The following is a 21183-nucleotide window of genomic DNA, read 5'->3' as shown; positions in this document are numbered from 1 at the left end:
GGAGCTACCAAAAAGGACCAGGATAATAACTCCTGGTCTTATTTTTCTGGTAATCTAGTTATAAATTTTGCATATTGGTTTCCATAATTAATAATATTCAAACTTGTATATGGTTTTAATTTAAGTCCATCTTCTACTGTAAAAGGTTCTATTTCTTGTTTTAAATACTCTAAATTTTCTTTCTCTGTTCCTGCTATAAGTATATAACTAGCTCCACTACTTTTTAATGAGCCTAATAAGTCTTTTAATTGTTTAAGGAAATGACAACTTATTATTAATCCCAATCTATGCCTTCTAAACTCTGTTATATGATTACTTAAAAACCTTGCTGTTGTAGGTACTTGATGTACTTCATCAAAAATTACATTACACAACCTAGCATCTTTATTATTTTCTCTAAGTTCAACTGTAAGCCATAACCTAGATATAAAAAATGTTGTTAAGATATCTCTTATAGTAACATTAGGAAATTTAGTTTGAGGAATTAATATAAAAATACTTTTGCCCTCTTCTATAAATTTTGTAAAATCTTCTTCCATATCTATTTCAGCAGTTAACATTCTTTTAATATAAGGATTCTTTTGTAGTAAAGCTATTCTGTTAAGAATTCCACTTATTAAATGTTCTCTAGTCCCTATTATTTTACCTTCTTTATCTCTTTCATGTAACTCTTCTAAATCAAAGAATATATCATCATCTTTCTCAAAACATCCACTATATTTAGCATATCTTATTGCTTCATTTCTTTTATCCCATCTTCTAAGAACTATAAACACATCATTTATTTTTGCACCGGGTTTTATAAAAGTTATCATACTTGCTGCATGTAAATATCTTAACATTGGAGCTGTTAACTCTCCTGTGGTTGTATCTGTAATAGCATTTATTAAATACTCTACCTGTTCTGAAATAAGATTAGCTAAATTAATTCTATCCCAAGAATCCATATCTTCTTTTATTAATTTACTGACTTCATTATAAGCCATAGCTGGTACATAATCTTTTTTACCTAGTTCTAAAATTATTCTATCTTTTTCAGGTACATTCTCCATAATTTCTCTTGCTGTATCACAATTTTCTATATAATCAATTACCACATTACTATATCCTGCCTTATGGCATTCTTTAACCGTTCTTTTTATAGCAGTAGTCTTTCCTGCATTTTGGCAGCCTATGAATATTTTTGCTAGTGCCATTATATTTTTATCAGTACTCCATGTGGTATCTATAATTCTACCTTGTTTTTCTGCTACACCTATTCTTACAAGTCCATTTTGTAATTCTTTAGGTATATCAACTTCTCTTGTATCAATACTTTTAATTTTATACTCCCTTTGCAAATCTTTTTGAGGTAATTCAATTAGCTTACATACTTCTTTATCACTTAATATTAGATTTTTAGAGGGTATTTTATATCCATTCATTACTTCTTTGAATAATTTAGATTGCTCATTTTGACTTAATAATTTAGGTACCAAGCTATTATCACTATTTAAATCTTTATATGAATTTGCTACTGATAACATGTTCAACTTTGCTTTATTAGAATCTCTTGATTGAGACAAAATAGATATTTTAGTTTTAAAAGCTGTAGAAGTTAATTTATATATACTATCAGAATTTAGTCCTTCATACTTATTATATTTCTTAATAGCTTCTATACTATCTATTTTTAAATTAATCGTTTTGCTTAATTCTTCTTTTTCAGGTACAACTAAACCTAACATACTCTCAAATATTAGTAATTTATAATCTATATATAAGTTTATTAAAGCTTCAACTCCAATAAATCCCAATTTAGCTATCTTTTCTGTACTAGTCATTTCATTGTCAGCTATTTTACCTTTATTATAAAGTTTATATTCATCTTGTGCAGCTGCTATCCAATCAATTCTTTTCATAGGTTCAATAGCAATATTAACTCTTACCTGTTCATTTTCTCCTAGCATTTTTAATATTCCCATCATATTAGTTAATGGATATAAATCATTTTTGTTTGTAGACAAACTTTTAAAATTATAATCTTTAAGTATAAGCTCACAACATTCTGTATATTCTTTTTTAAATTTTCCTATTGTTTTAACTTCCCGTATATCAGCTTTATTCCAAATAGTATTCATTTTATTTTCTATAAGGCTTGAATAATCATTAGTGCATGATAAGTAAAAATAAGCTTGCTTTCTTTTAAATACAATATCAAAATATATTTGTTTTGGTAATGAATAAGTTAAGTTTTTAATATTAAATCTTTCTTTAGGTGTTTTATAAATATTAGTAAATACATCTACTAAAGATTTATTATCTAAATTGCTAATATCATAATCTGGAATAATTCTGAATGTTTTTATAGAATCAGTAATTATATTTTCTCCTAAATTAAACATTAGATAATACCTTTAACAATAAATATATCATTATATCACTAGAAGTTATTTTAGTTCCCAACTTTTTATTTCCAGACATTGTAATATATAAACCCATAATCCCAACTATTATAAATAGTCCAGTACATTCTACACCTAAATTTCCTATTCCTCTTAATCCACTTTTAGTTATCCAACCTGCAAAATCTCCTATTTTATTAATTAACCAATCCATACAGCACCTCTAAAAATTAATTGATTTAATAATTTGAAATATTTTAGGAATCCATTGTATACCCATGTATCCCCCAATAGCATATTTAATTGTCTTTTTTCCTTCATGTTCACTTCCTGCCATTATGCTTAAAAAGCCTTTAATCATAAATCCATAACTTACTGGTTCTGCTAGTTCTTTAAATATATCTATAATAGGTTGTACACTTTCTGTTATTGTTCCAGCATAAGCAACTATACTCATACCATTAAACATTATTAAGGTTATTGTGGTTTGCATCAATACTTTATCTACATCTATTTGTATTTCGTTAACTTTGTTCTTATTGTTTTCATTATAATAAAACCCTATAATCTCCATAATTACTCCTTAAAATTATTTATTATTTTTTCTATATCTTTACGGCCTAAAAGACACCCAATAAGAATTCCAATTATTAATTTTAATAAAAATATCATATATTTACTCCTAAATAGTTCTATTTTAAAAATGTAATGCATACACTATAGCAAAGCGTTGCGATAGTTAAATAGCCTAATTATACTCTTCATGTATAAAACTTATTTTTATGAACATACTTATAATAAAACACATGAAAGAAGGTCATTTTTATGGCATGGATTATAGCTGGCTATTTACTATTATTGTGGTCTCAATGCTAATCTCTTGTTTATACAAGAGATTTTTTACACTCATTATCTTCATACTTCCTAAAAATCTAATATATTAACATCTTCATCAACATTTTCTTTTATTTCATCATCATCTATCTTTACATCCTTTAAAGCCTTTCTCAATAACTCTTTAATATCTGCTGATTTATCATCTAAAGAATTAAGATAATTGTACAATTTTAAATCTTTTGAAGTCTCTTTAAAGCTTACACTTATTTTTCTTGCCATATTGATTCCCCCAATCTTTTAAAGCCTTTTGCATTATCAAAAACAGGATCATTACTAATAATTAAATTTTCTAATCTATTTTTAAATGCTTGCTTAAATGTAATACCTCCTCCACCAGTTAGTAATACATACCCTTTAGAAGTATTAAAATTTAATTGTAAATCTTTATATATACTATTAAAATGTCTTTGTAATATAGGTTTTATAAAAGTAATATCTTGTTGTTTTCCTCTAAGAAATAAGCCTTCTCTTAATATCAATTCACCATCTTCTAACTTATAATCTTCTGTATAAGTTGTATTAACATTATCTATAATATCCTTATACACATTTAACATTCCTACAGGTATTGTTTTAACAAACCTTATCTTTTTATTTTCAAATAAGCACACATCAGTAGTCCTTCCTCCAATATCAACAATTATTAAAGGTTTATTACCTATTATCTTTTTCTGTTCAATACTCAAATTATAATAAGCTGCAGCACCTTCTGGAGCTATAAGAACATCTGATATAATAATTTCTCTTTTTATGCCTTTATATATTATTGTCTTCCCTCTATTATCTTCAATGTACTTTTTAAATTCATCTTTGTTAGTTTTATACTGCTGTATTGGTAATCCTAAAACAATTTGAAAGAAATTTTCATTTGAGCTTCTAGCAAGTGCTGAAAAAAGCAATGGCAAAGTATTTTCCTTTTGACTCTTATTCCAATCTGTAGAAAACTCCCCATCTCCTATATATAAGTCAGTGCCTTCATAATTAATTTTATTTTCCTCCGAAAAGTTACTAATATCTGAAATTCTACTATAAAAGAAGTCATTTTCAGATGTATTTACTCCAAAATTGCCCAAATCTATTCCTAGTAGCATATTTTTTAACTCCTTATTTCTTACTATGCTATACTATATGCTCCATTTGTAAGAAAGTTTCTTAATTTTAAAAAATATTTTTGTATTTTAAGAAAATTATACAAAAAATATGATACCTAGTTATTCTAAGTACCATATATCATTAACATTTTTATTTAATTTATTTGCAACTTCTAATGCTTTTTCTAATGTTGGTCTACTGTATTCATTTTCCCATCCACTATATGTTTTAATACTCATGCCAAGAAATTTTGCAAATTCTCCTGGAGCCATTAAATATTCTCTCATTCTGATTTCTTTTAATTTATTCTTTACTCCCATAACATCACCCTAAATATATTGTAAAATAATTACATATATTATTCAATAAAAATACTAGATTAATAACATTTTTATAGAATTAATTTTTTCTTTATAGAACTTTAGCTCTTTTTCAAGTTCTTCTATTCTTTTTTCTAAGTGTTTTCTTTCTAACGGTGATAAAGGATTTACTTCTTTCAATGCTTCAATTTTTAAAACTTCTTCCATATAATATCTTGGAGCCTTAATATTAGGATTTCTAGTTAATATACCTTCATTTTCATAATTTATAATACTTTGTGAACTTTCAAAATCCCATCTTTCAGCTAAACTATTACGACTTATTAGTATCTTTTCCATAAGAACACCCCAATCTTTTAATAAATCAATATTCTTATATAATTTATTAGTTTTTAATACAACTTTACCCTTGTCCTAAGCATATCCATATAAGATATTATTATACATATTTTACAATTAAATTTTATTAATATATAATAATAATTACAATATATACGAAAGGTGGATAACTATGGGATTTATAGTAATCTGTATTATTATAGGTTTATTAATTGGTATTACTAATACTTTAAAAAGCAATTCTAATACTTTAAGTAATAATCAAGACATATTATATTTAGCAGATAATGAACCTTTACCTATGGTACAAGGAAATATAATTTTAAAGCAGAATGAAATTTGCCATTATTGTGATAATGCATTACTTAGAAAAATAAAAAATAAAGTTGTTGGATACTCTGGTGGAGGAGCTGGAATGTCTTTTAGAATTGCTAAAGGGATTACATATAGAAGTTCTGGAAGTAAAAGAATTCCTATAAGAAAAAATATTGCAGAAGATTACATTGGAATATTAAATATAACAAATAAAAGAGTTATCTTTATAGGAGAAAAAGGATTCAGCCACAATATAAATACTCTTGTTTCAGTAATTCCTTATTCAGATGCAATAGAAATGCAGTTTGGTTCTAAAAACTATATAATAATGACTAATAACGGAAATTATATTTATCAAATAATACAAAGATTAATTAATAAAACAGAAAAAAATGTTAAATCAAAAAAATTACCTAATGGATTAGAGTATTATGAAAATAAATCAGATTGGAATAAAGATAAAATACTTAATTAAAGGTGAATAAAATATTAGAAAAAGATAATAAAGATGTTTAGTTCCTATATAAATAATTATTGGAATAACTTAACTATAATAGTTATAGGGGGAGATATTAAATGAAAGGGTATATTAAAGAAATAGCATTTGGAAGTTTTTTAATAATAGCTTTATTATGTTATTTAACTACTAATAAGCCTAATATTGTTGATACAACTGTTGAAACTAACAATATTGATACTATAAATACTGATGAATCATTAAAAAAAGATAATATAAGAACATCTACTGAAACTGAAAAAGAAATCGAAACAGTTACTATTACATCTAAGGAATTATATAAAGCTTATAATGATAATGAAGTTAATGCTGATAATTTATATAGTGGAAAGATAGGTATCGTTACAGGTAAAATAAGAAAGATAAGTATAACTTCTGATAGACCTTGTATTTGTTTAAGTGATGGTAAAAAAGGTTCAATGCTTGGTGTTAATTGTTACTTTGCTAATAATAATCAATCAGACCAAATAGCTAAGTTAAAAAAAGGTGCTACTATCACCATAAAAGGGAAAATACGTGGACAAAGTTTTGTAGATGTATGTTTAGATAATTGCGAAATTCAATAAAATTAAAGCAGTAAGTAAAATTATTTTTTACCTACTGCTTTTTAATTTAATGACACTTGCTACATGGTCTTAATCCCTTTGCTTCAGCATCTTCTAAAGACATTTCACTTGGTGATTTCATATTACTACAATCTTTAGTGCTATGATACACTTTTGCTGTTTTATTAGCTACCCAAACAGTATTACTTTTAGTATCTGTCTTATTATCATTAGTTGTATTTCCTGTATCAGTATTAGTTCCGTTTGTATTAACATTAAATGTTATATCATTTCCATTAGAACTAGAAATTATAGTTCCACTCACATCTGTTCTTAAAGTTTCAATTCCTTTTTTATTTAATTTGTCTATTGCTTCTTTATGTGGATGGCCATAGTCATTATCTTTGCCACAGCTTACTATTGCATACTTTGGATTAACTTTATCTAAAAAAGCTTGACTAGTTGATGAATGACTTCCATGATGTCCTAATTTAAGAACATCTCCACTTATGTCTAATTGCTTAGCTAATATTTCACCTTCTGATAAACTTTCAGCATCTCCTGTAAATAAGTAAGATGTGTTACCATACTTCAATTTACAAACTATTGAATAATTATTTAAATCTTGATATTTACTACTATTAGGTGCTAAAAATTGCATTGTAGCATTACCTATAGTTAATGTATCTCCTACAGTTGGAGACGTAATCTTTACTCCTTTATTTTGTAGAGCTTTTATCATATTTTCAAAAGTCTTAGTTGTATGAGCTACTTTAGGTGAATAAAACTCTTTAACATTAAAATTATTTATTATAGTCGTCATTCCACCTATATGATCTTCGTGTGGATGTGTGGCTATTACATAGTCTAAATTAGTAACGCCAATAGATTTTAAGTAATTCAATGCTTTATTATCGTTACATCCTGCATCAATTAAAATATTCTTTCCATCAACTTGTATAAGTTCAGAATCTCCTTGTCCTACATCAATATAATGCACTTTCATATCATTTAAAGATGTAACTTGTGTATTAGCAACATTTGTATTAGTTTTATCTGTAGCATTAGCTTGTTTGCATCCTAGTGTAAATGTCGACAATAATATTGCTAATGATAAACTAAGTAATTTTTTAGTAGCTTTCATTTTTTTAATCCCCTTTCTCATTTATAATATTATTTTATTCTTTTACTACTTTCTTCAATATTAGTTTTATTAGATTTATTTTGTTTATTTGAGTCTGCCAATAAAATTTCAGATGAAATAACTAAAGCCATACTAAAAACAATCAAAACCATTAACAATTGTTTAGGTCTATATTTAAATTTTATGTTATAAATAGAATAAATACATAATCCACTTGTACTTATCATACCTATAAATGCTACAAATCCTAAAATAAGTCCCAATACCTCCAATGTCACTCCTCCTATCTTTGTAATTATAATTGTATACTACCGGAAATTATTGTCAATAATATTAAAAGACAATATCACTACCAAAAAAGAGATAGCACAGATAACTTCTAAATACTATCTCTTGTTTTATTATGTTAACTATAGTATTTTTCTACCAACACTTGCTACAACGTCCATATCCTTGTTGTTCTGCTTTAGAAACTGTAGTTTTTGTAGCTTTGTTCGGATTCATCCTTCCACAATCAGGTCTAGAATGATATTTTTGTCCTGTTGCAGGCAAATATGCTGTTTCACCTTTTTCTTCTCCAGCTCCATTAATATTGTTGTTATTATTGGACTTATTATTTGTAACAGCTTGATGTTCTACAACTTTTTCTTGCATTTCCCCATTGGCACCTAAATAGTATCCATTAACTGTCTTATTAGTTGCCATAGTTCCATTTTCATTTAAATAATACCACTTTCCATTACTTTCTTTCCATCCAGTTTGCATTATACCTGAATTATCTAGATAATAATCTTTTCCTTGATCTTTTATCCAACCTTTTTGCATAACCCCTGAAGTACTTAGATAATAATATTTATTATTATCTTCTATCCAGCCAGTTTTAGCTTTACCATTATTATCATAATAATGCCAGTTCTGATTTTCTTTTATCCAACCTATTTTTTTAGTTTCCTTAGGTTCATCCTTTTGTTTTTGTATGTTTTCATCTGTCTTTTTTACTGTTTCTGTTTGTGATTTACTATTTGTTACATTATTAGTAGTTGTGGTACTTTGTGAACTATTATGATTAAATACCCCCACTAAAACAAAAAGTATAGCTGTTGTTGTACCAAGATATTTTAAAACATCTTTTTTAGTTCTTTCATTTGGTGCTTTCCAAAATACTATTTTATCTGGTTTGATAAGTCCTGTTATAAAACAAACTAAGCACATAAAAAATAATAAAGTCATAATTGCTTCCCCTTTTTAATAAATATTAGTTCTAAAAATTATAATTTGTATTATTTCACTATAAAATAAAACTCATTCTTTTTATTACCTTATCCCCCTTATTTATGTAATTTTTTATATTTCCGCGTATTATTTTACTATTAATTTCAATTTAAGGCAAGAAATATTGGAATAACTTAACTTTAATGTTTATAATATGTTTATAAAGAGATTAATTTAGAAATGATATACTAAATTTAAAAAAGTATTTTAAAGTTATTTAAATATTAAATAAGGATGTGAGATAGTAATGTATATATTAATTTTAATAGTTATAGTAGTGCTATTAATTATTATTGCAGTAGGAGAATCTTCTGCTGAGAAATTAAAAAAAGCTTCCTCTTTATATGAACAAAATAATAAAATACCACAAAACACGAGTATAGTTACTTGTAATGAATTAAATGATCAACCATGTGAATGTAATATTCCAGTTATAGATGAAAAAGGTAAGGTTCATACTGGATTACGTTTATTTATATGGAAAGATACTGATTTTATAAAATTATGTACAACTTATTTTTATAAAAATAATCCAAATAACATAGTAGAGAAAATAATAATACCTATTAAAAATATAAAATTTTTTACTAGAGATGGTGAATATCGAGTTGATAATATAGTGGAAGGGGGTAGCATTAATTTACCTGGTGCAATTATTGGCGGAGTTATTGCAGGTGAAGCTGGTGCAGTATTAGCAGGTAGAAAAAAGATAAAAACATCTCAAAAAGAAGTAGATAAAAGACAAACATATTTATATTATATTGAAGATAATCAAGACAAACGTATAATATTTGATTCAGATACTTACAATATTCTATTAAAATTAATACCAAATAAAGATTTTGGATTCATTGAAAAAAATAAAATTATAGAAACTAATATACCTAAAGAAAACAATAATATATATCATGATATCGAACAATTATCTAAACTAAAAGATAAAGGTATATTAACAAAAGAAGAATTTATTGAAAAGAAAAGAATATTACTTGATAAAATACAATAAAATTATATGTAACATATTAAAAACAAATAATATAGAATATTAAGGGCAGTACCTAGAAATTAATCTACATACTGCCCTTAATGTTGTTGAGTTTGATTGCTTTTGTTTACTGCTTATAGTTACTATTTAAAATAGAGAATGTATATATTTTATAAAATTATCAATATAAATATGAATTTCTGGCCATTTTGTAATTGCTCTATTCATCGTATCTATTATTATTGGAGAAAATTTTTCAATAGCTTCTGTTCCATCCTTTAGCTTTCCCAAACCTTCAGCCCCATCAAGTATTTTCTTACCTATACTTTTTTTCTTATCCTTCTCTATTTCCTCATCTATTTCTTTAAAATTATTAATAAGTTCTTTATCTCCTGAGTTTGATAAAATATTTGCTATTTTACCTATATTATTATCTATATTCTCTATATTTTTAAAATTAGTATTCTCAGTCTGTCCGATTACTTCTTTAAGTATAGAGACCATATCTTGAGGGGCATCGGAAAAATTTAATTTTTCTTGCTTATTATATGCACTGTTTAGAAAAATACTTTTCTTTTTTTTTATACTATCTATATAATCATTATTTAAAAAATAAACTATAAATATATTTTCTAATCCTATTAGTATATCATCGTTACATTCATAACAATTAATATATGTACCTAATACTTTATCATATGAATCAACTATGTTTAATTCTGTTAAATGTTCTGTACACCTTACTTCATATCTTAATCTTAATATTCCACCTTCAACTAAATAGTTTAACCTATTTAAAACGATAGTAAGTGAGAGATTTAATCTTTTGGATATGCTGATTGGGTAAAAACTTTTAATTTTCCCACTAGAAGCAATCTCTTCAATTAGTTGATCTATTGCAAAATTATCATTCATATCATCATCTCCCTCCCTTTATATAATTATACTATTTTACTTTTTACATAGTCAATAACTTCCTCTGTTACACTTGACCTAAAACTTATAGTATTGGTTTTTACACCTACTAATAATGTATATCTAATTTCATGTATATCTCCGGGCAACGTAAATGTAATATATCCACTATAATCAGTCATATATCCTTTAAATAGTTTGTATAGTGATTTTTGAGATAAATCATCATCCGCATTAGGTTTAACAGCCATTCCTATTTTAGACATACCTGCTAATAGTAATTGGGTAAATGGAGTCCCCTCCGGATTCATATCGTTTAATGAATTTATTAATTTATCTAAACCTTTATCTATAAAATATTCATCTAAAGATTCTAATGTTTTTACTACTAATTGATTTTCACTACTTGTCAATTCTATGTTTTCATCAGGTATCGATGTAGTATCTATAAATTTCCCATTATTTAATGAATCTCTAAATTTTTCTAATGAATTACTATGATTTCCAAGTATTCTTTTTCCATCATGATTAATAATATGTAAATAATCACATATTGAATTTGCTATTTTATCTGCATATTTGCTACTGCTCCTAACTTCAAGTAATTTTTCATTCAAATCAATAATAACAGTAGTATTACTTATTGTTTTTATTCTTTTTAATTCCAAACCATTATCAACTGTCTTTTGTCCAGTAGGTACATACAGCCTTATAATGTATTTATTATTTCCTAATTTCATGCAAGTATACTTATGCATATCACTTAATTCGTTAGTATTAACTTTATCTATTGCATTGTAATAATTTTCATTTGACTCTAATTTTTCAACAATTTCCATAATCTGCGAATCTTCTATTAATAATTTGTACCACTTTAGAGATGTTCTTCCTGCAAAAACTCTATTTTCAATTAGCTCATTTAATTCTTGATCACGATATATAAGTTGTTTTATCTCATATAAATAATGTTTTTTATCATCATCAATATCATTTATTTCTAGTTTTTTTACTATTTTATCAATGTCTTCTTTAGTTAAATTCTTAAAATCAGAATATGCAATTATTTCATTAAGTTTCATTACACTTACCCCTTATTATCATATTTAACCAATAATATGCTATAATAGAGGTATATTAAATGAACTCTATTATAACAAAGAACTCATGATTGATTGATAGTCTTATGAGTTCTTTTTTATTTGTTACATTTATATAATACTATAAAATGGACAAGTTTTCCATAAAAAGAAAAGGGTAGCAAATAAGATTTCTCCTATCTGCTACCCTTCGTTTTCTAATTGTAATTCAGCCACACATATTTAAGTGTAATTTATAATTATTAGTATTATATATGGCACTATACATAACCTTTAGCTAATACTTCTAATCAATATTTATTATATTATTAGTATACTCATTCCACATCTAATTGTTACTTAATAATTTTTATACATTACCTGTATAATCTGCATTTAAAAACATAGCTGCTTCTTTAGTTCTTCTCCTATACAAACCTTCTATTCTTCTTCCTCCACCATTAGACCATGCTTGAAAATTTGCAACAATAGTATCTGTATCTCTTATTCCTAAAACTACATTTTTATATAATGTAGAGCCTAGTAATCCTGTAGTACCACAATTGTATGCAAAGCTTACTAGTGCATCAAACTCATTTTGTTTTAAATTAATATTTTTAGAATCTAAATCTTTCTTAATTGCTTTAGCATATTTATTATTTACTAGATTCTTTAGCATTTCACTAGCTTGGTTCTCTGTAACACTTGATAGCCCCTTTATTTCATCACCAGTCATTCCATATCCTAATGTTAATACTCCAACTTCATCATAATATGGAGTAGCTGAAAACCCTTCCCAGCTTTTTATAAAATTAATGCAAGCATCTGATACTAAACTTTCTAGTAATGACCCATCTTCTAAAAATGTATATTCTTTATTGCCTATTTTAGCAATACAATTATAGTACATAGAGCCTTTGTAACCTGTAGAATTAGGCTCTAGGTAAAACCATTTACCAGAGTACGGAGATTTTAGCCATCCTGTTTTCATTGCTCCATTATTATCAAGGTAATACCATTTTCCATCTTTATCATGAAGCCATCCAGTTTGCATTACACCTTCATCATTTAAATAGTACCAAGTTTCATTATCTTGATACCAACCTTTTATAACTTTTCCATTGTCATCTTCAACGCACCATTTCCAATTAGACATCTATACATTCCTCCTTTTAATACATAAAGAAAAAAGGTAGCTAAAAATGCTACCTAAAAATTACTCTTCTTTATTATCTTGTTTTTGTGGTAAATCTATCCCTATAGTTTCTGGATTATTACATACACCTAAAATAACTAAAATACTACAAACTAAATTAGCTGTAACATTTAACCAATCCAAATCTATTTTTACTCCAAATTGTAAAAGTAATAAACCTATTAAACCCACTAAACTCATTAATGTTCCAGTGTTCTTAAACCTTTTTACATAATTATTCATTCAAATCCTTCTTTCTATTTTTCAATTTTATTTTTTATTTCTTTTACATCTTCCTTGATATCTTCAACAACATAGAATTTTTCAGCTAATGCGTCCAATAAATCCTGATATCTATTTTCCCTATCTCCTGTTGTTTTTAAAACATATAATAGTAGAAAAACAAATAATGCATATCCCAACCCCTGACTTAATGCCATTTTCATTATTTCATCCATAAAATTCTCCTTTCTAATTTTTTGTATAAGAAAAGACACCTACATTTCTGTAAGTGCCTTGTACAAATTCTTATTTCAAGTTTATTATTTTATCTATCTAAAGAACTACATTTGCAGGTATTTTAATTGTAACTTTTCCTGAAGGTGGAATATCACCAACATTAACTACAATATTTTTAGAAGTTGAACTTGGGTCAACTTTGCCTTGAGTAGTTGTTACACCATTAACTATAAAATCAATGTGATTAGGAGCACTATCATTTATTACTACTGACTTAGCAACTTTATCACTTGTGTTAGTAACTTCTATTGTATATGTAAAAGTATCTCCTACATACACAGAATCTACATCTGCTGTTTTCACAACTTTTAATTGTGCCTCAGCAACTCCCTTAAATATTATAGATACTTGACCACCAGCATTATTGGTATTATCACCTTTGGCATGCGCAATATTAACTATATTAGATGTTCCATCATTATTATCCGTTGGATTAGCATTCCCATCATTAGGATCAATTGTGTTACTTACAGTTACTGAACATATAGCTTTTGTTTCAGAACCTTTAATTTGTGCTGTTATCGTTACTTGTCCTTCTTTTACACCAGTTACATTTCCATTTTCATCTACTTTAGCTATATTTTCATCACTTGATGACCAAACTATTTTTGCTCCAGCTGGTGTTGTAGTAGCTGTTAACTTCTCTAAAGTACCTTCTTTTAAACTTAATGATGATTTATTTAATATTATTGATTGATTACATATTGCTTCATTAAGGTTTATTAAATGTCCATCCTTATCTATATCTATAGCATCCAAATTGTACCAATTGCCATAATTGGTTATTTTTACAATATGATTTCCTAAAGAATATTCACCTTCAAATAATAGCGCATATTCTGTTACACTTCCAAAAGCTGTGCTAACTTTAGTATCAACACCATCCACAGAAATAACTATATTATCACTATTCGTACTCGCATATTGAGATAATATTCTTAATTTTGAGCCATAAAATGCAAACGTTGCAGAATCATTAACATTCCTTGTAAAATGATCAGTATTTTCGTATTTATATGGTGCATATCTATTAGACCAGTTTCCATTATATTTTATTTTAGAATCTCCATCATCATATCTTCTCCATCCATCTTCTGGTTGTGATAATTGTTCTCCAACAGTAGCTGCATTAACAACAGTTACATTTTGCAATATTCCAACTCCTACAAGAGCTAATAACATTACAAACATTATACTAAACTTTTTAAAGTAATTTTTCATTATAATATTTCTCCCTTATTTTAACTATATTGAACGCGTCCATAAATTATTTTAACTGGACAATTGGAAAAATCCAATAACAATCGTAATACAAATTCCTTTATATCTAAGAAATTTAGTAAATTTTTACAAGTATGAATATAGTATTTTTAAACACTTGCTTTTCATGCAATAAAAAAAGACTTCTAAAAAAGTCCTGATCTACTGCTTTTGATATTTAATTTAAACTTCGTCCTATCTGTCTATTGTGTAACAACTTCTGTCTTTGGTTCTTCTATTTTATTAGCATTTTCTACATTTGTATTTGCAGTTTCAACTGGCTTAACCTCTGTTACTTTATCTACTGGTTTTTCTTCACCCTTAACATCTTCCTTCTTTTCTTCGACCTTAACTTCTTGAACTGGTTCAACTATTTGATATTTTGCTATAGCCAAATTCATTAATTTTTGATAGTCTTCATCTTTAAGAACTTTATAAGAATTATATAAAGTTACTTTGTTTATGATTTCCTCCACACTTTTATAGAATTTGTGATTAATTAAATTTTCAATTACTGAATATAATGAGTACATTTATACATCATCCTTTCTTATTTTTATTTATTATTTAATAATATTTGTTCTTGTAATTGCAATACTAAATCTTGAGTTTCTAGTAATTGTTTTTGTAATATTTCTTCTCTTGTTGGAACTGGTGGAATAGGTAGAAATAATTGTTCTTTTTCTTGTTCTGTTAACTCTACTGGTTTATTGTTAACTAGTTTATAATTACATCTTCCTTGCATATCTCTTAAAGGTTTTTCTTTTGGAAAATAATTATTTTGCGCTAAAGCGTATTTATCTCCATACCCTTCATCTATATAAATCCAATCTGTTATATCTTGAATAAATATAGAACTATCTACATTAGTTATACAGTTATTTTTATCTATTTTTATATATACTTTTATTTTATTTTCTTCCATAAGACCATTCCTTTCTTTTATTAATTTAATTTGTTTAGTATATTTCTGAATCTAATTCTAAATGTGTTTGATAATGATGACCAACAATAAGGCTTGTTTCATTCGAAGTAATATTTCCAATAAAATAATTTTGTGCATTTACATTTTTTAGTGTGAATATAGTTGGTTCACCCTGTTTTTCAATGTCATAAAGTGTTCCATTGGTTAATTTACAAGTAGGATTAGACCTCATAGGAATTGGAAAAGTTGAGAATAAAGCAAGATTATCATTATTATCTCTAAATGGAGTACCTAAACATACTATTTTTTGATAATACCTCTGACACAACGCTAATTCTTCCCCGTAAGGTCTAGGAATAAAAGATGTTGCTACTGAACCTAGTTCAAGTTTAACGTATTCTATGTCTATAAATTCAGTTCCTACTGATAACACACTAGAATGGTTTTGTATAATAACTCTAAACTTATCTAAGGTACTAGGAATATCGAAAGTTTTAGCATATACTTGATAATTATTATTAGGTTCAAGCTCAATGCTTGTATGAGTGTCACCAATCCAAACCATTACCTTTTTAGATACTTTAGCTTTTATTGAAAGAGTAACTTTTTTTCCGAGTAAAAACTTATAGCTCTCTAAAATCTGTTCTATTCCACATGAACCATCTATTTTATTGCCCTTAAGCATTAATCCATGCTCTGATTTACTAATGTTAGAATAAAAATAACTTTTCCATCTATCAGCAGTATATTTATTATTTTCAATATCAAATGATATATCCCGTTGCCATATTTGAAAATCTCCATTAATCAATAAGTTAGGATTACTTAACTGGTTTATAATATTTAAAATTTCTTTTTTATCATCTTCCAATCTTTCATTAATTGTAGTTTTACCTTTTCTAGCTTCATCTATTTCGGCATCCATATCGGTTATAGTAGATTCTACATTAGCTACTTCATCAACAATCTTGTCTGTAACTTCAACACACTTGTTAATTGCAGATGGTAAGTTCGTGCTATATTCCAAATGCGCAAAAGGTGTAATAGCATTATCTAGTTGTATATATCCATTCTCAAAAGCCTGTAGCGTATCTTTTATGTCTAATTTTTCTATTTTAGGTTCTGCTAATTGGTAATATATTGTTACTGGATTAGCTTGTAACCAAGCTTTAAATCCTGCTAAATCTGGACTTGATAGTTTTGATTTTGAAATAGAAATATAAACAATTTTTTGCACTAAGTCAACGTGTGGACTTATACATTCTATCCCATCTTTGCTGTCATATACGATATTAAAATTAGTATAATAAAATTTATCTGAAATAATGTTAGCAATATTGCCATATTTATATTTAACATCTTGTGTTGTAGAACATCTAAAGATAATTGTATTATTTTTTATAGAGTGTAATGTGATTTCATTACTGCCATCAATTATTTCCTTTGTAACATTCTTAGTTTTCTCACTTTTTTCAACGTCAACAATGTCACAAGTACCATCTGGTAGTCCCCCAAGTGGCTCTTTTAGTAAAATTGTTGTTTTATCCCCTTCACCTGACACATACTGTGTAGCTATTGTATTTTCTTCTATTTGGATATTTATATCATTTATATTTTTATTGTCTTTTCCAGCATAAGTTCTAACATAATAACAATTTTGTGGAGTTGTTATATTTACAGAAGTTTTTGTACCTAAATAACTTTTATTTAAATCATAATAAAACCAATTCGTTAAAGTTGCAACGCTATTATGACTGTTAACTAGATTCATATTAGGTTTAACTGGTATAAAATCAACAGCATAACAATTATTATTATTTTCTAAATTTCCATTTTGGTCATTAACAATTTTGTTATCAATAATTGAGCTTGCTAGATTTTTTGATTTACTTAAAATACTAATTTTATTACCTTCTGCTTCTCCAACTGACTTGATTCCCTCGAAGTATGGAGGGGTTTCTTTACCTGTCCAATCACCCTCAAGAATCATTAAATCTTTTAAAGTAAACGTACTATTCCCACCAATATAATTTTTTAAAACAATGTTTTCATTTATTGTATTTTTAGTTGTATTTACCACAACATTCAAACCCTTTTTAAAGGTGCTAGGTGTAGAACTAGTAAAATTATTTTCATTAAAATAATACTTGTATTCTGTATCAGATTCATTATATACAACTATTGTATATTTAGTATTTGGTCTTAATAAATCTGAAAAAACCATTGGAGCATATTGTGATGTTGCAGGTTGTGTTTTTGTAACTAAATTCTGCAAAGTCTTTCCTAATATCTGCATATTACGAACAAAACCACCTGAGCAATCCTTTAATTTTGTGAGCGTGGAATCTGTCTCTAAAGGCATTAATTCATGTTTTAATGTTTGTTCTTTTAGTAAGTCTATATCATCTAATGTTTCTTGTTTTATTTTATCCAATATAGGTTTATTTGTATGAATGTGATTTTGACTAGTATCAATATCTTTTTGAGTAATAAATCCAGGATCATTAGTGAATTGTGATAATTTAGTAGGTATATCTGTTTTATTAGCTTTATTACTTACTGTATTCCAAAGATTCCTTTCAGAACTTGTAATATGTTTTACTGTATCACCTATATGATCATATGCACTATTCCAAGCATCTACTAAGGTTTGAGTAATTTTATCTATTATAGACTTATTATCATGTACATGCTTTTTTGAAACCATATCATCATGCTCGATTTTATCCTGTTTAGACATTCTACCATCTAAATTATGTGTTGCTAATGGAATAGAATTTGACGATATATCTATCCATTTATCACCATCAAATCTATAAGTGATATCATTATCTCTTACATTTACGGTCCAACCATCATCAGGTTTAGGATAAGTTTTAGCTATGTCACTAAAAGTATTTACACTTTCCTTCCAATCTAAATCAGTAATAACTTGACTTATCTTATTATCAATTTCATTCCTGGTATACTTATCATCCCATTTTGGTTTATTAGTATTAATAATGTTTCTTATATCACTTTCAACATTTTGTGCTCTTTGTTTTTCATTCGCTAAGCTGTTTTCAATTTCATTTTCTTTTTGTTTTGACCTGTTAATTTCATTTTGTAGGTTATCAGTTAATGTTTTTTCAGCGCTTTTAGACCTGTTTATTTCATTACTTAGATCTTTTTCAATAATATTTTCTTTTCCCTGTACTTCTTTTAATAATAAATTAATATTATCTATCTTTTTCTTAATTTTTTCATCTAAATCATTTAAGTCTTTTTTACTTGCAGTTGTCACGAGTGGATCTATTTTTAAACTTATACTATCAGAATTACTTACTTCAAAAATAAGTTCTATAGTTAAATCACTAGTACTTCCATCTTCCATGGAAGGTTTATAGCTTTCAGGATACTTTGATATTGCTAATAAATTATCTTCATTATCAAATATTCCAGCTTCTCTAATAAAAAAACCACCAATAGTAGGTGGTATTACTGTTTGTGTAATAATCCAATTAGGATTTTCTTCCCCTCCTGATAATACATTATTTATATTTCCTTCCCAAACAGTATGTACTAAATCTGTTTGGGTTTCGCTTGGTTCATAGTAATTTCCATTTCCATCTCCTACTTTAAGCTTTACAAAATTTACTTTAGTTCCATATACTGTAGCATTTGTAATTTTTGCTTTCCCTATATTAGTTACAATAGTATATAAATCCATTTAAATCACACTCCTTTATTTATTTTTTTGGATAAACTCTTATCAATTGAGCTTCCCTAATTATAGGTCCAGCTATATTTATATTAACTTTTGTTTGCAATTTTCTAGTTCTCCATGGATAAATTGTTATTTTATTGCCTGTAATACATGCAGAAGCAATATTTTGCTTACATATTGTCCTGGATGTTAAATTATATTTAATATCTAAATGTGATGGTTTTATTCTTTTAATTTCTTTATACATAGATTTTAAATTATCAGTAAATCCATTTTCACTTAATATATTTATCCCCATTACATATGGGGCAATACTATCTAAAACTTCTACCTGTGCATCAATAAAATTTTTTATTGTTAGTTCAATCCTTTTTGGATTAACTATTTTATTTTTAGTTTGTATTCTGCTAATAACTTTAGCTCGTCTTATTTCTATAGATTCATCTAAATTGCTCTTTAATTTATATCTTTGTTCCCAAAATATAAGTCCCCAAGTTGCAGTTTGTGGATAGAGTTGAAGCATTATATCATCTAATTGTTTTTCAGTTAAATCTGCTTCACTTCCTATAGCTTCAAATATAGATTTCATAATTATACTTTTATCATATATAGGAGAAACTGAACTATACATTTTTAATCCTTTTTTAGAATTAATCATTTATATTTATCACCTCTCCTATAGTGGCAATTTGATCTACTAATTTTATATTAGTAGTAGAATTATTTATAGTTAAATTACTATAATCATCTATCCCATCAGCTTCTAGTACATAAGAGCCTATAATAGTATCAATAGCTTTATACTTTATAACTCCATTAATTTTTATTCTCTTTAAATACACATTAATTTTATTTTTTAAAGCTGTTAATATAGTCTTAGAATTAAAACCATCAGTAAATATAAACTTAGCACTAACATTAATTTTTAATGTTGTTGCTGTAGCTATAGTAACTATTGCTCCTGCTGGTGCTTTACCTCCACGACTTTCTCCAAGCTTTTTATCTGGATATATATAATTTTTAACTTTAGCAATTAATTCTTGATTAGCTGGTTCATTGTTAGAATCAAGAATTAAAACTTTTACTGTTTGTGGTCCATTCCATAGTTCTATACAATCAGCATAACCAACTCCATCAATTTCTTTGGCCCATCTAATATAATCTGTATCTGCTCCACTTAATTTATCTTCCTGTTCAGCTTCTATAACTCTCTGCCTATAATGTTCTTCATCTTCTATTTCTGTGCCACCAGTAAATTTTTCAGGATTTGTTATACTTTGTACTCCATTTATAGGTTTATAAGCTATAGTAATTGTATTTTCTTCTACATTACCAATAATACCTGTTTTAAGACATTGACATTTAATCATAGCTTCTTCCCTTTCATCTATAGTTTTAGATTCCAAGGTCTTAAAACTAACAGACTCTTCTACATCTGTAGATTTTATTCCTACTAAATAGTTTAATGGAATTATAGTTCCTTTAGCTGCTTTAAGTTTAATATATCCAGTTGAAGCTGTTGCATTATTCTTAAATATGCCTTGACACTCACCTAGATATTCTAAATATTTTCCTGTTGCTGTTTGAGTATGTGCCATTTTAAGAATATTTTGCATTTGAATTTTTTCTGTTCTTTCTTTTTCTATTGCAGCAGGTCTAGTTGCATCCCAAAATATATCTCCTTCTATTGTAGATACTCCTGAATGTGCTTTCTCCATCATCCTTCTATGAATTTTATCTACACTTTCTGTTAAAAAATCAGGCATTTCCATTTTTA

Annotated in this window: 24 protein-coding genes; 3 read left to right on the top strand and 21 right to left on the bottom strand. The window is 26.7% G+C overall.

The annotated features are described in order from the left end of the window. Window positions 1-38: 38 nt before the first annotated feature. From ACYUET_RS03020 to ACYUET_RS02990, 7 genes are all read right to left on the bottom strand, one after another. Entirely contained in the window at window positions 39-2384 is a 2346-nt protein-coding gene (locus ACYUET_RS03020; RefSeq protein WP_460277764.1) for a hypothetical protein, read from the bottom strand. After that, entirely contained in the window at window positions 2377-2598 is a 222-nt protein-coding gene (locus ACYUET_RS03015) for a hypothetical protein (protein ID WP_460277763.1), read from the bottom strand. The genes ACYUET_RS03020 and ACYUET_RS03015 overlap by 8 nt, the downstream gene beginning before the upstream one ends. Window positions 2599-2607: 9 nt before the next feature. Next, window positions 2608-2958 (bottom strand): hypothetical protein, encoded by a 351-nt coding sequence (locus tag ACYUET_RS03010; RefSeq protein WP_460277762.1) that lies wholly within the window; start codon window positions 2956-2958, stop codon window positions 2608-2610. A gap of 350 nt (window positions 2959-3308) precedes the next feature. Continuing rightward, window positions 3309-3500 carry a circadian clock-controlled protein gene (locus tag ACYUET_RS03005; protein WP_460277761.1) on the bottom strand — a complete coding sequence of 64 codons (192 nt, stop codon included), beginning with the start codon at window positions 3498-3500 and terminating at the stop codon, window positions 3309-3311. Next, window positions 3485-4372 (bottom strand): ParM/StbA family protein, encoded by an 888-nt coding sequence (locus tag ACYUET_RS03000; protein ID WP_460277760.1) that lies wholly within the window; start codon window positions 4370-4372, stop codon window positions 3485-3487. Before ACYUET_RS03000 ends, ACYUET_RS03005 begins: the two co-directional genes overlap by 16 nt. A 120-nt stretch (window positions 4373-4492) precedes the next feature. Further along, window positions 4493-4693 carry a helix-turn-helix transcriptional regulator gene (locus ACYUET_RS02995; RefSeq protein ID WP_003370645.1) on the bottom strand — a complete coding sequence of 67 codons (201 nt, stop codon included), beginning with the start codon at window positions 4691-4693 and terminating at the stop codon, window positions 4493-4495. Window positions 4694-4747: 54 nt separating this feature from the next. Beyond that, window positions 4748-5032, bottom strand: coding sequence for a transcription factor (locus ACYUET_RS02990; RefSeq protein ID WP_460277759.1), 285 nt, complete (start codon window positions 5030-5032; stop codon window positions 4748-4750). A 172-nt stretch (window positions 5033-5204) separates the two neighbouring features. Between ACYUET_RS02990 and ACYUET_RS02985 the strand changes: the two genes are divergently transcribed. Both ACYUET_RS02985 and ACYUET_RS02980 read left to right on the top strand, forming a co-directional pair. Then, window positions 5205-5822: a hypothetical protein gene (locus ACYUET_RS02985; RefSeq protein ID WP_460277758.1), complete on the top strand. Its 618-nt coding sequence runs from the start codon at window positions 5205-5207 to the stop codon at window positions 5820-5822. A 101-nt stretch (window positions 5823-5923) separates the two neighbouring features. Next, window positions 5924-6430, top strand: a complete 507-nt coding sequence (locus tag ACYUET_RS02980) for an OB-fold protein (protein ID WP_460277757.1) — start codon at window positions 5924-5926, stop codon at window positions 6428-6430. A gap of 46 nt (window positions 6431-6476) precedes the next feature. Here the strand turns inward: ACYUET_RS02980 and ACYUET_RS02975 are convergent, their stop codons facing one another. From ACYUET_RS02975 to ACYUET_RS02965, 3 genes are all read right to left on the bottom strand, one after another. Continuing rightward, entirely contained in the window at window positions 6477-7553 is a 1077-nt protein-coding gene (locus tag ACYUET_RS02975; RefSeq protein ID WP_460277756.1) for a ComEC/Rec2 family competence protein, read from the bottom strand. A gap of 29 nt (window positions 7554-7582) precedes the next feature. Next, window positions 7583-7831, bottom strand: coding sequence for a hypothetical protein (locus tag ACYUET_RS02970; protein ID WP_460277755.1), 249 nt, complete (start codon window positions 7829-7831; stop codon window positions 7583-7585). Window positions 7832-7976: 145 nt separating this feature from the next. Next, on the bottom strand, window positions 7977-8783 hold the full coding sequence (locus ACYUET_RS02965; RefSeq protein WP_460277754.1) for an N-acetylmuramoyl-L-alanine amidase family protein: 807 nt from the start codon (window positions 8781-8783) through the stop codon (window positions 7977-7979). 289 nt (window positions 8784-9072) lie between these two features. Here ACYUET_RS02965 and ACYUET_RS02960 point away from each other — a divergent pair, with 289 nt between their 5' ends. After that, on the top strand, window positions 9073-9831 hold the full coding sequence (locus ACYUET_RS02960) for an SHOCT domain-containing protein (protein ID WP_460277753.1): 759 nt from the start codon (window positions 9073-9075) through the stop codon (window positions 9829-9831). Window positions 9832-9957: 126 nt separating this feature from the next. Here ACYUET_RS02960 and ACYUET_RS02955 read toward each other — a convergent pair whose 3' ends face one another. The 11 genes from ACYUET_RS02955 to ACYUET_RS02905 all read right to left on the bottom strand — a co-directional run bounded on the left by ACYUET_RS02955 (window position 9958) and on the right by ACYUET_RS02905 (window position 21178). Next, window positions 9958-10725, bottom strand: a complete 768-nt coding sequence (locus ACYUET_RS02955; RefSeq protein WP_460277752.1) for a hypothetical protein — start codon at window positions 10723-10725, stop codon at window positions 9958-9960. A gap of 26 nt (window positions 10726-10751) precedes the next feature. After that, complete coding sequence (locus tag ACYUET_RS02950) at window positions 10752-11804, bottom strand: hypothetical protein (protein ID WP_460277751.1); 1053 nt, start codon at window positions 11802-11804, stop codon at window positions 10752-10754. Window positions 11805-12171: 367 nt separating this feature from the next. After that, entirely contained in the window at window positions 12172-12957 is a 786-nt protein-coding gene (locus ACYUET_RS02945) for a lysozyme (RefSeq protein ID WP_460277750.1), read from the bottom strand. A gap of 60 nt (window positions 12958-13017) precedes the next feature. Next, window positions 13018-13239, bottom strand: coding sequence for a hypothetical protein (locus ACYUET_RS02940; protein WP_460277749.1), 222 nt, complete (start codon window positions 13237-13239; stop codon window positions 13018-13020). A gap of 14 nt (window positions 13240-13253) precedes the next feature. Beyond that, window positions 13254-13454 carry a BhlA/UviB family holin-like peptide gene (locus ACYUET_RS02935; RefSeq protein WP_460277748.1) on the bottom strand — a complete coding sequence of 67 codons (201 nt, stop codon included), beginning with the start codon at window positions 13452-13454 and terminating at the stop codon, window positions 13254-13256. Between the two features lie 97 nt (window positions 13455-13551). Further along, a complete protein-coding gene (locus ACYUET_RS02930; RefSeq protein WP_460277747.1) occupies window positions 13552-14736 on the bottom strand; it encodes an Ig-like domain-containing protein in 1185 nt (394 codons plus the stop codon). A gap of 242 nt (window positions 14737-14978) precedes the next feature. After that, on the bottom strand, window positions 14979-15308 hold the full coding sequence (locus tag ACYUET_RS02925; RefSeq protein ID WP_460277746.1) for a hypothetical protein: 330 nt from the start codon (window positions 15306-15308) through the stop codon (window positions 14979-14981). Between the two features lie 23 nt (window positions 15309-15331). Next, window positions 15332-15700, bottom strand: coding sequence for a hypothetical protein (locus tag ACYUET_RS02920; RefSeq protein ID WP_460277745.1), 369 nt, complete (start codon window positions 15698-15700; stop codon window positions 15332-15334). A 34-nt stretch (window positions 15701-15734) separates the two neighbouring features. Next, on the bottom strand, window positions 15735-19409 hold the full coding sequence (locus ACYUET_RS02915) for a phage tail protein (protein ID WP_460277744.1): 3675 nt from the start codon (window positions 19407-19409) through the stop codon (window positions 15735-15737). A gap of 19 nt (window positions 19410-19428) precedes the next feature. After that, window positions 19429-20064, bottom strand: a complete 636-nt coding sequence (locus tag ACYUET_RS02910) for a putative phage tail protein (RefSeq protein ID WP_460277743.1) — start codon at window positions 20062-20064, stop codon at window positions 19429-19431. Further along, window positions 20057-21178 carry a baseplate J/gp47 family protein gene (locus ACYUET_RS02905; RefSeq protein WP_460277742.1) on the bottom strand — a complete coding sequence of 374 codons (1122 nt, stop codon included), beginning with the start codon at window positions 21176-21178 and terminating at the stop codon, window positions 20057-20059. The genes ACYUET_RS02910 and ACYUET_RS02905 overlap by 8 nt, the downstream gene beginning before the upstream one ends. Window positions 21179-21183 lie beyond the last annotated feature (5 nt).

Source organism: Clostridium sp. CTA-5 (genome assembly GCF_054768135.1).
This window is presented reverse-complemented; position numbering and strand designations above follow the sequence as displayed.

What these genes read in the sequence shown, in the direction of transcription:
- ACYUET_RS03015 (WP_460277763.1), bottom strand. Translation starts at nt 2,598, where the DNA reads ATGGATTGGTTAATTAATAAAATAGGAGATTTTGCAGGTTGGATAACT.
- ACYUET_RS02925 (WP_460277746.1), bottom strand. Translation starts at nt 15,308, where the DNA reads ATGTACTCATTATATTCAGTAATTGAAAATTTAATTAATCACAAATTC.
- ACYUET_RS02965 (WP_460277754.1), bottom strand. Translation starts at nt 8,783, where the DNA reads ATGACTTTATTATTTTTTATGTGCTTAGTTTGTTTTATAACAGGACTT.
- ACYUET_RS02995 (WP_003370645.1), bottom strand. Translation starts at nt 4,693, where the DNA reads ATGGGAGTAAAGAATAAATTAAAAGAAATCAGAATGAGAGAATATTTA.
- ACYUET_RS02985 (WP_460277758.1), top strand. Translation starts at nt 5,205, where the DNA reads ATGGGATTTATAGTAATCTGTATTATTATAGGTTTATTAATTGGTATT.
- ACYUET_RS02915 (WP_460277744.1), bottom strand. Translation starts at nt 19,409, where the DNA reads ATGGATTTATATACTATTGTAACTAATATAGGGAAAGCAAAAATTACA.
- ACYUET_RS03000 (WP_460277760.1), bottom strand. Translation starts at nt 4,372, where the DNA reads ATGCTACTAGGAATAGATTTGGGCAATTTTGGAGTAAATACATCTGAA.
- ACYUET_RS02945 (WP_460277750.1), bottom strand. Translation starts at nt 12,957, where the DNA reads ATGTCTAATTGGAAATGGTGCGTTGAAGATGACAATGGAAAAGTTATA.
- ACYUET_RS03005 (WP_460277761.1), bottom strand. Translation starts at nt 3,500, where the DNA reads ATGGCAAGAAAAATAAGTGTAAGCTTTAAAGAGACTTCAAAAGATTTA.
- ACYUET_RS02960 (WP_460277753.1), top strand. Translation starts at nt 9,073, where the DNA reads ATGTATATATTAATTTTAATAGTTATAGTAGTGCTATTAATTATTATT.
- ACYUET_RS02990 (WP_460277759.1), bottom strand. Translation starts at nt 5,032, where the DNA reads ATGGAAAAGATACTAATAAGTCGTAATAGTTTAGCTGAAAGATGGGAT.
- ACYUET_RS02975 (WP_460277756.1), bottom strand. Translation starts at nt 7,553, where the DNA reads ATGAAAGCTACTAAAAAATTACTTAGTTTATCATTAGCAATATTATTG.
- ACYUET_RS02940 (WP_460277749.1), bottom strand. Translation starts at nt 13,239, where the DNA reads ATGAATAATTATGTAAAAAGGTTTAAGAACACTGGAACATTAATGAGT.
- ACYUET_RS02950 (WP_460277751.1), bottom strand. Translation starts at nt 11,804, where the DNA reads ATGAAACTTAATGAAATAATTGCATATTCTGATTTTAAGAATTTAACT.
- ACYUET_RS02920 (WP_460277745.1), bottom strand. Translation starts at nt 15,700, where the DNA reads ATGGAAGAAAATAAAATAAAAGTATATATAAAAATAGATAAAAATAAC.
- ACYUET_RS03010 (WP_460277762.1), bottom strand. Translation starts at nt 2,958, where the DNA reads ATGGAGATTATAGGGTTTTATTATAATGAAAACAATAAGAACAAAGTT.
- ACYUET_RS02935 (WP_460277748.1), bottom strand. Translation starts at nt 13,454, where the DNA reads ATGGATGAAATAATGAAAATGGCATTAAGTCAGGGGTTGGGATATGCA.
- ACYUET_RS02910 (WP_460277743.1), bottom strand. Translation starts at nt 20,064, where the DNA reads ATGATTAATTCTAAAAAAGGATTAAAAATGTATAGTTCAGTTTCTCCT.
- ACYUET_RS02905 (WP_460277742.1), bottom strand. Translation starts at nt 21,178, where the DNA reads ATGGAAATGCCTGATTTTTTAACAGAAAGTGTAGATAAAATTCATAGA.
- ACYUET_RS02955 (WP_460277752.1), bottom strand. Translation starts at nt 10,725, where the DNA reads ATGAATGATAATTTTGCAATAGATCAACTAATTGAAGAGATTGCTTCT.
- ACYUET_RS02980 (WP_460277757.1), top strand. Translation starts at nt 5,924, where the DNA reads ATGAAAGGGTATATTAAAGAAATAGCATTTGGAAGTTTTTTAATAATA.
- ACYUET_RS02930 (WP_460277747.1), bottom strand. Translation starts at nt 14,736, where the DNA reads ATGAAAAATTACTTTAAAAAGTTTAGTATAATGTTTGTAATGTTATTA.
- ACYUET_RS03020 (WP_460277764.1), bottom strand. Translation starts at nt 2,384, where the DNA reads ATGTTTAATTTAGGAGAAAATATAATTACTGATTCTATAAAAACATTC.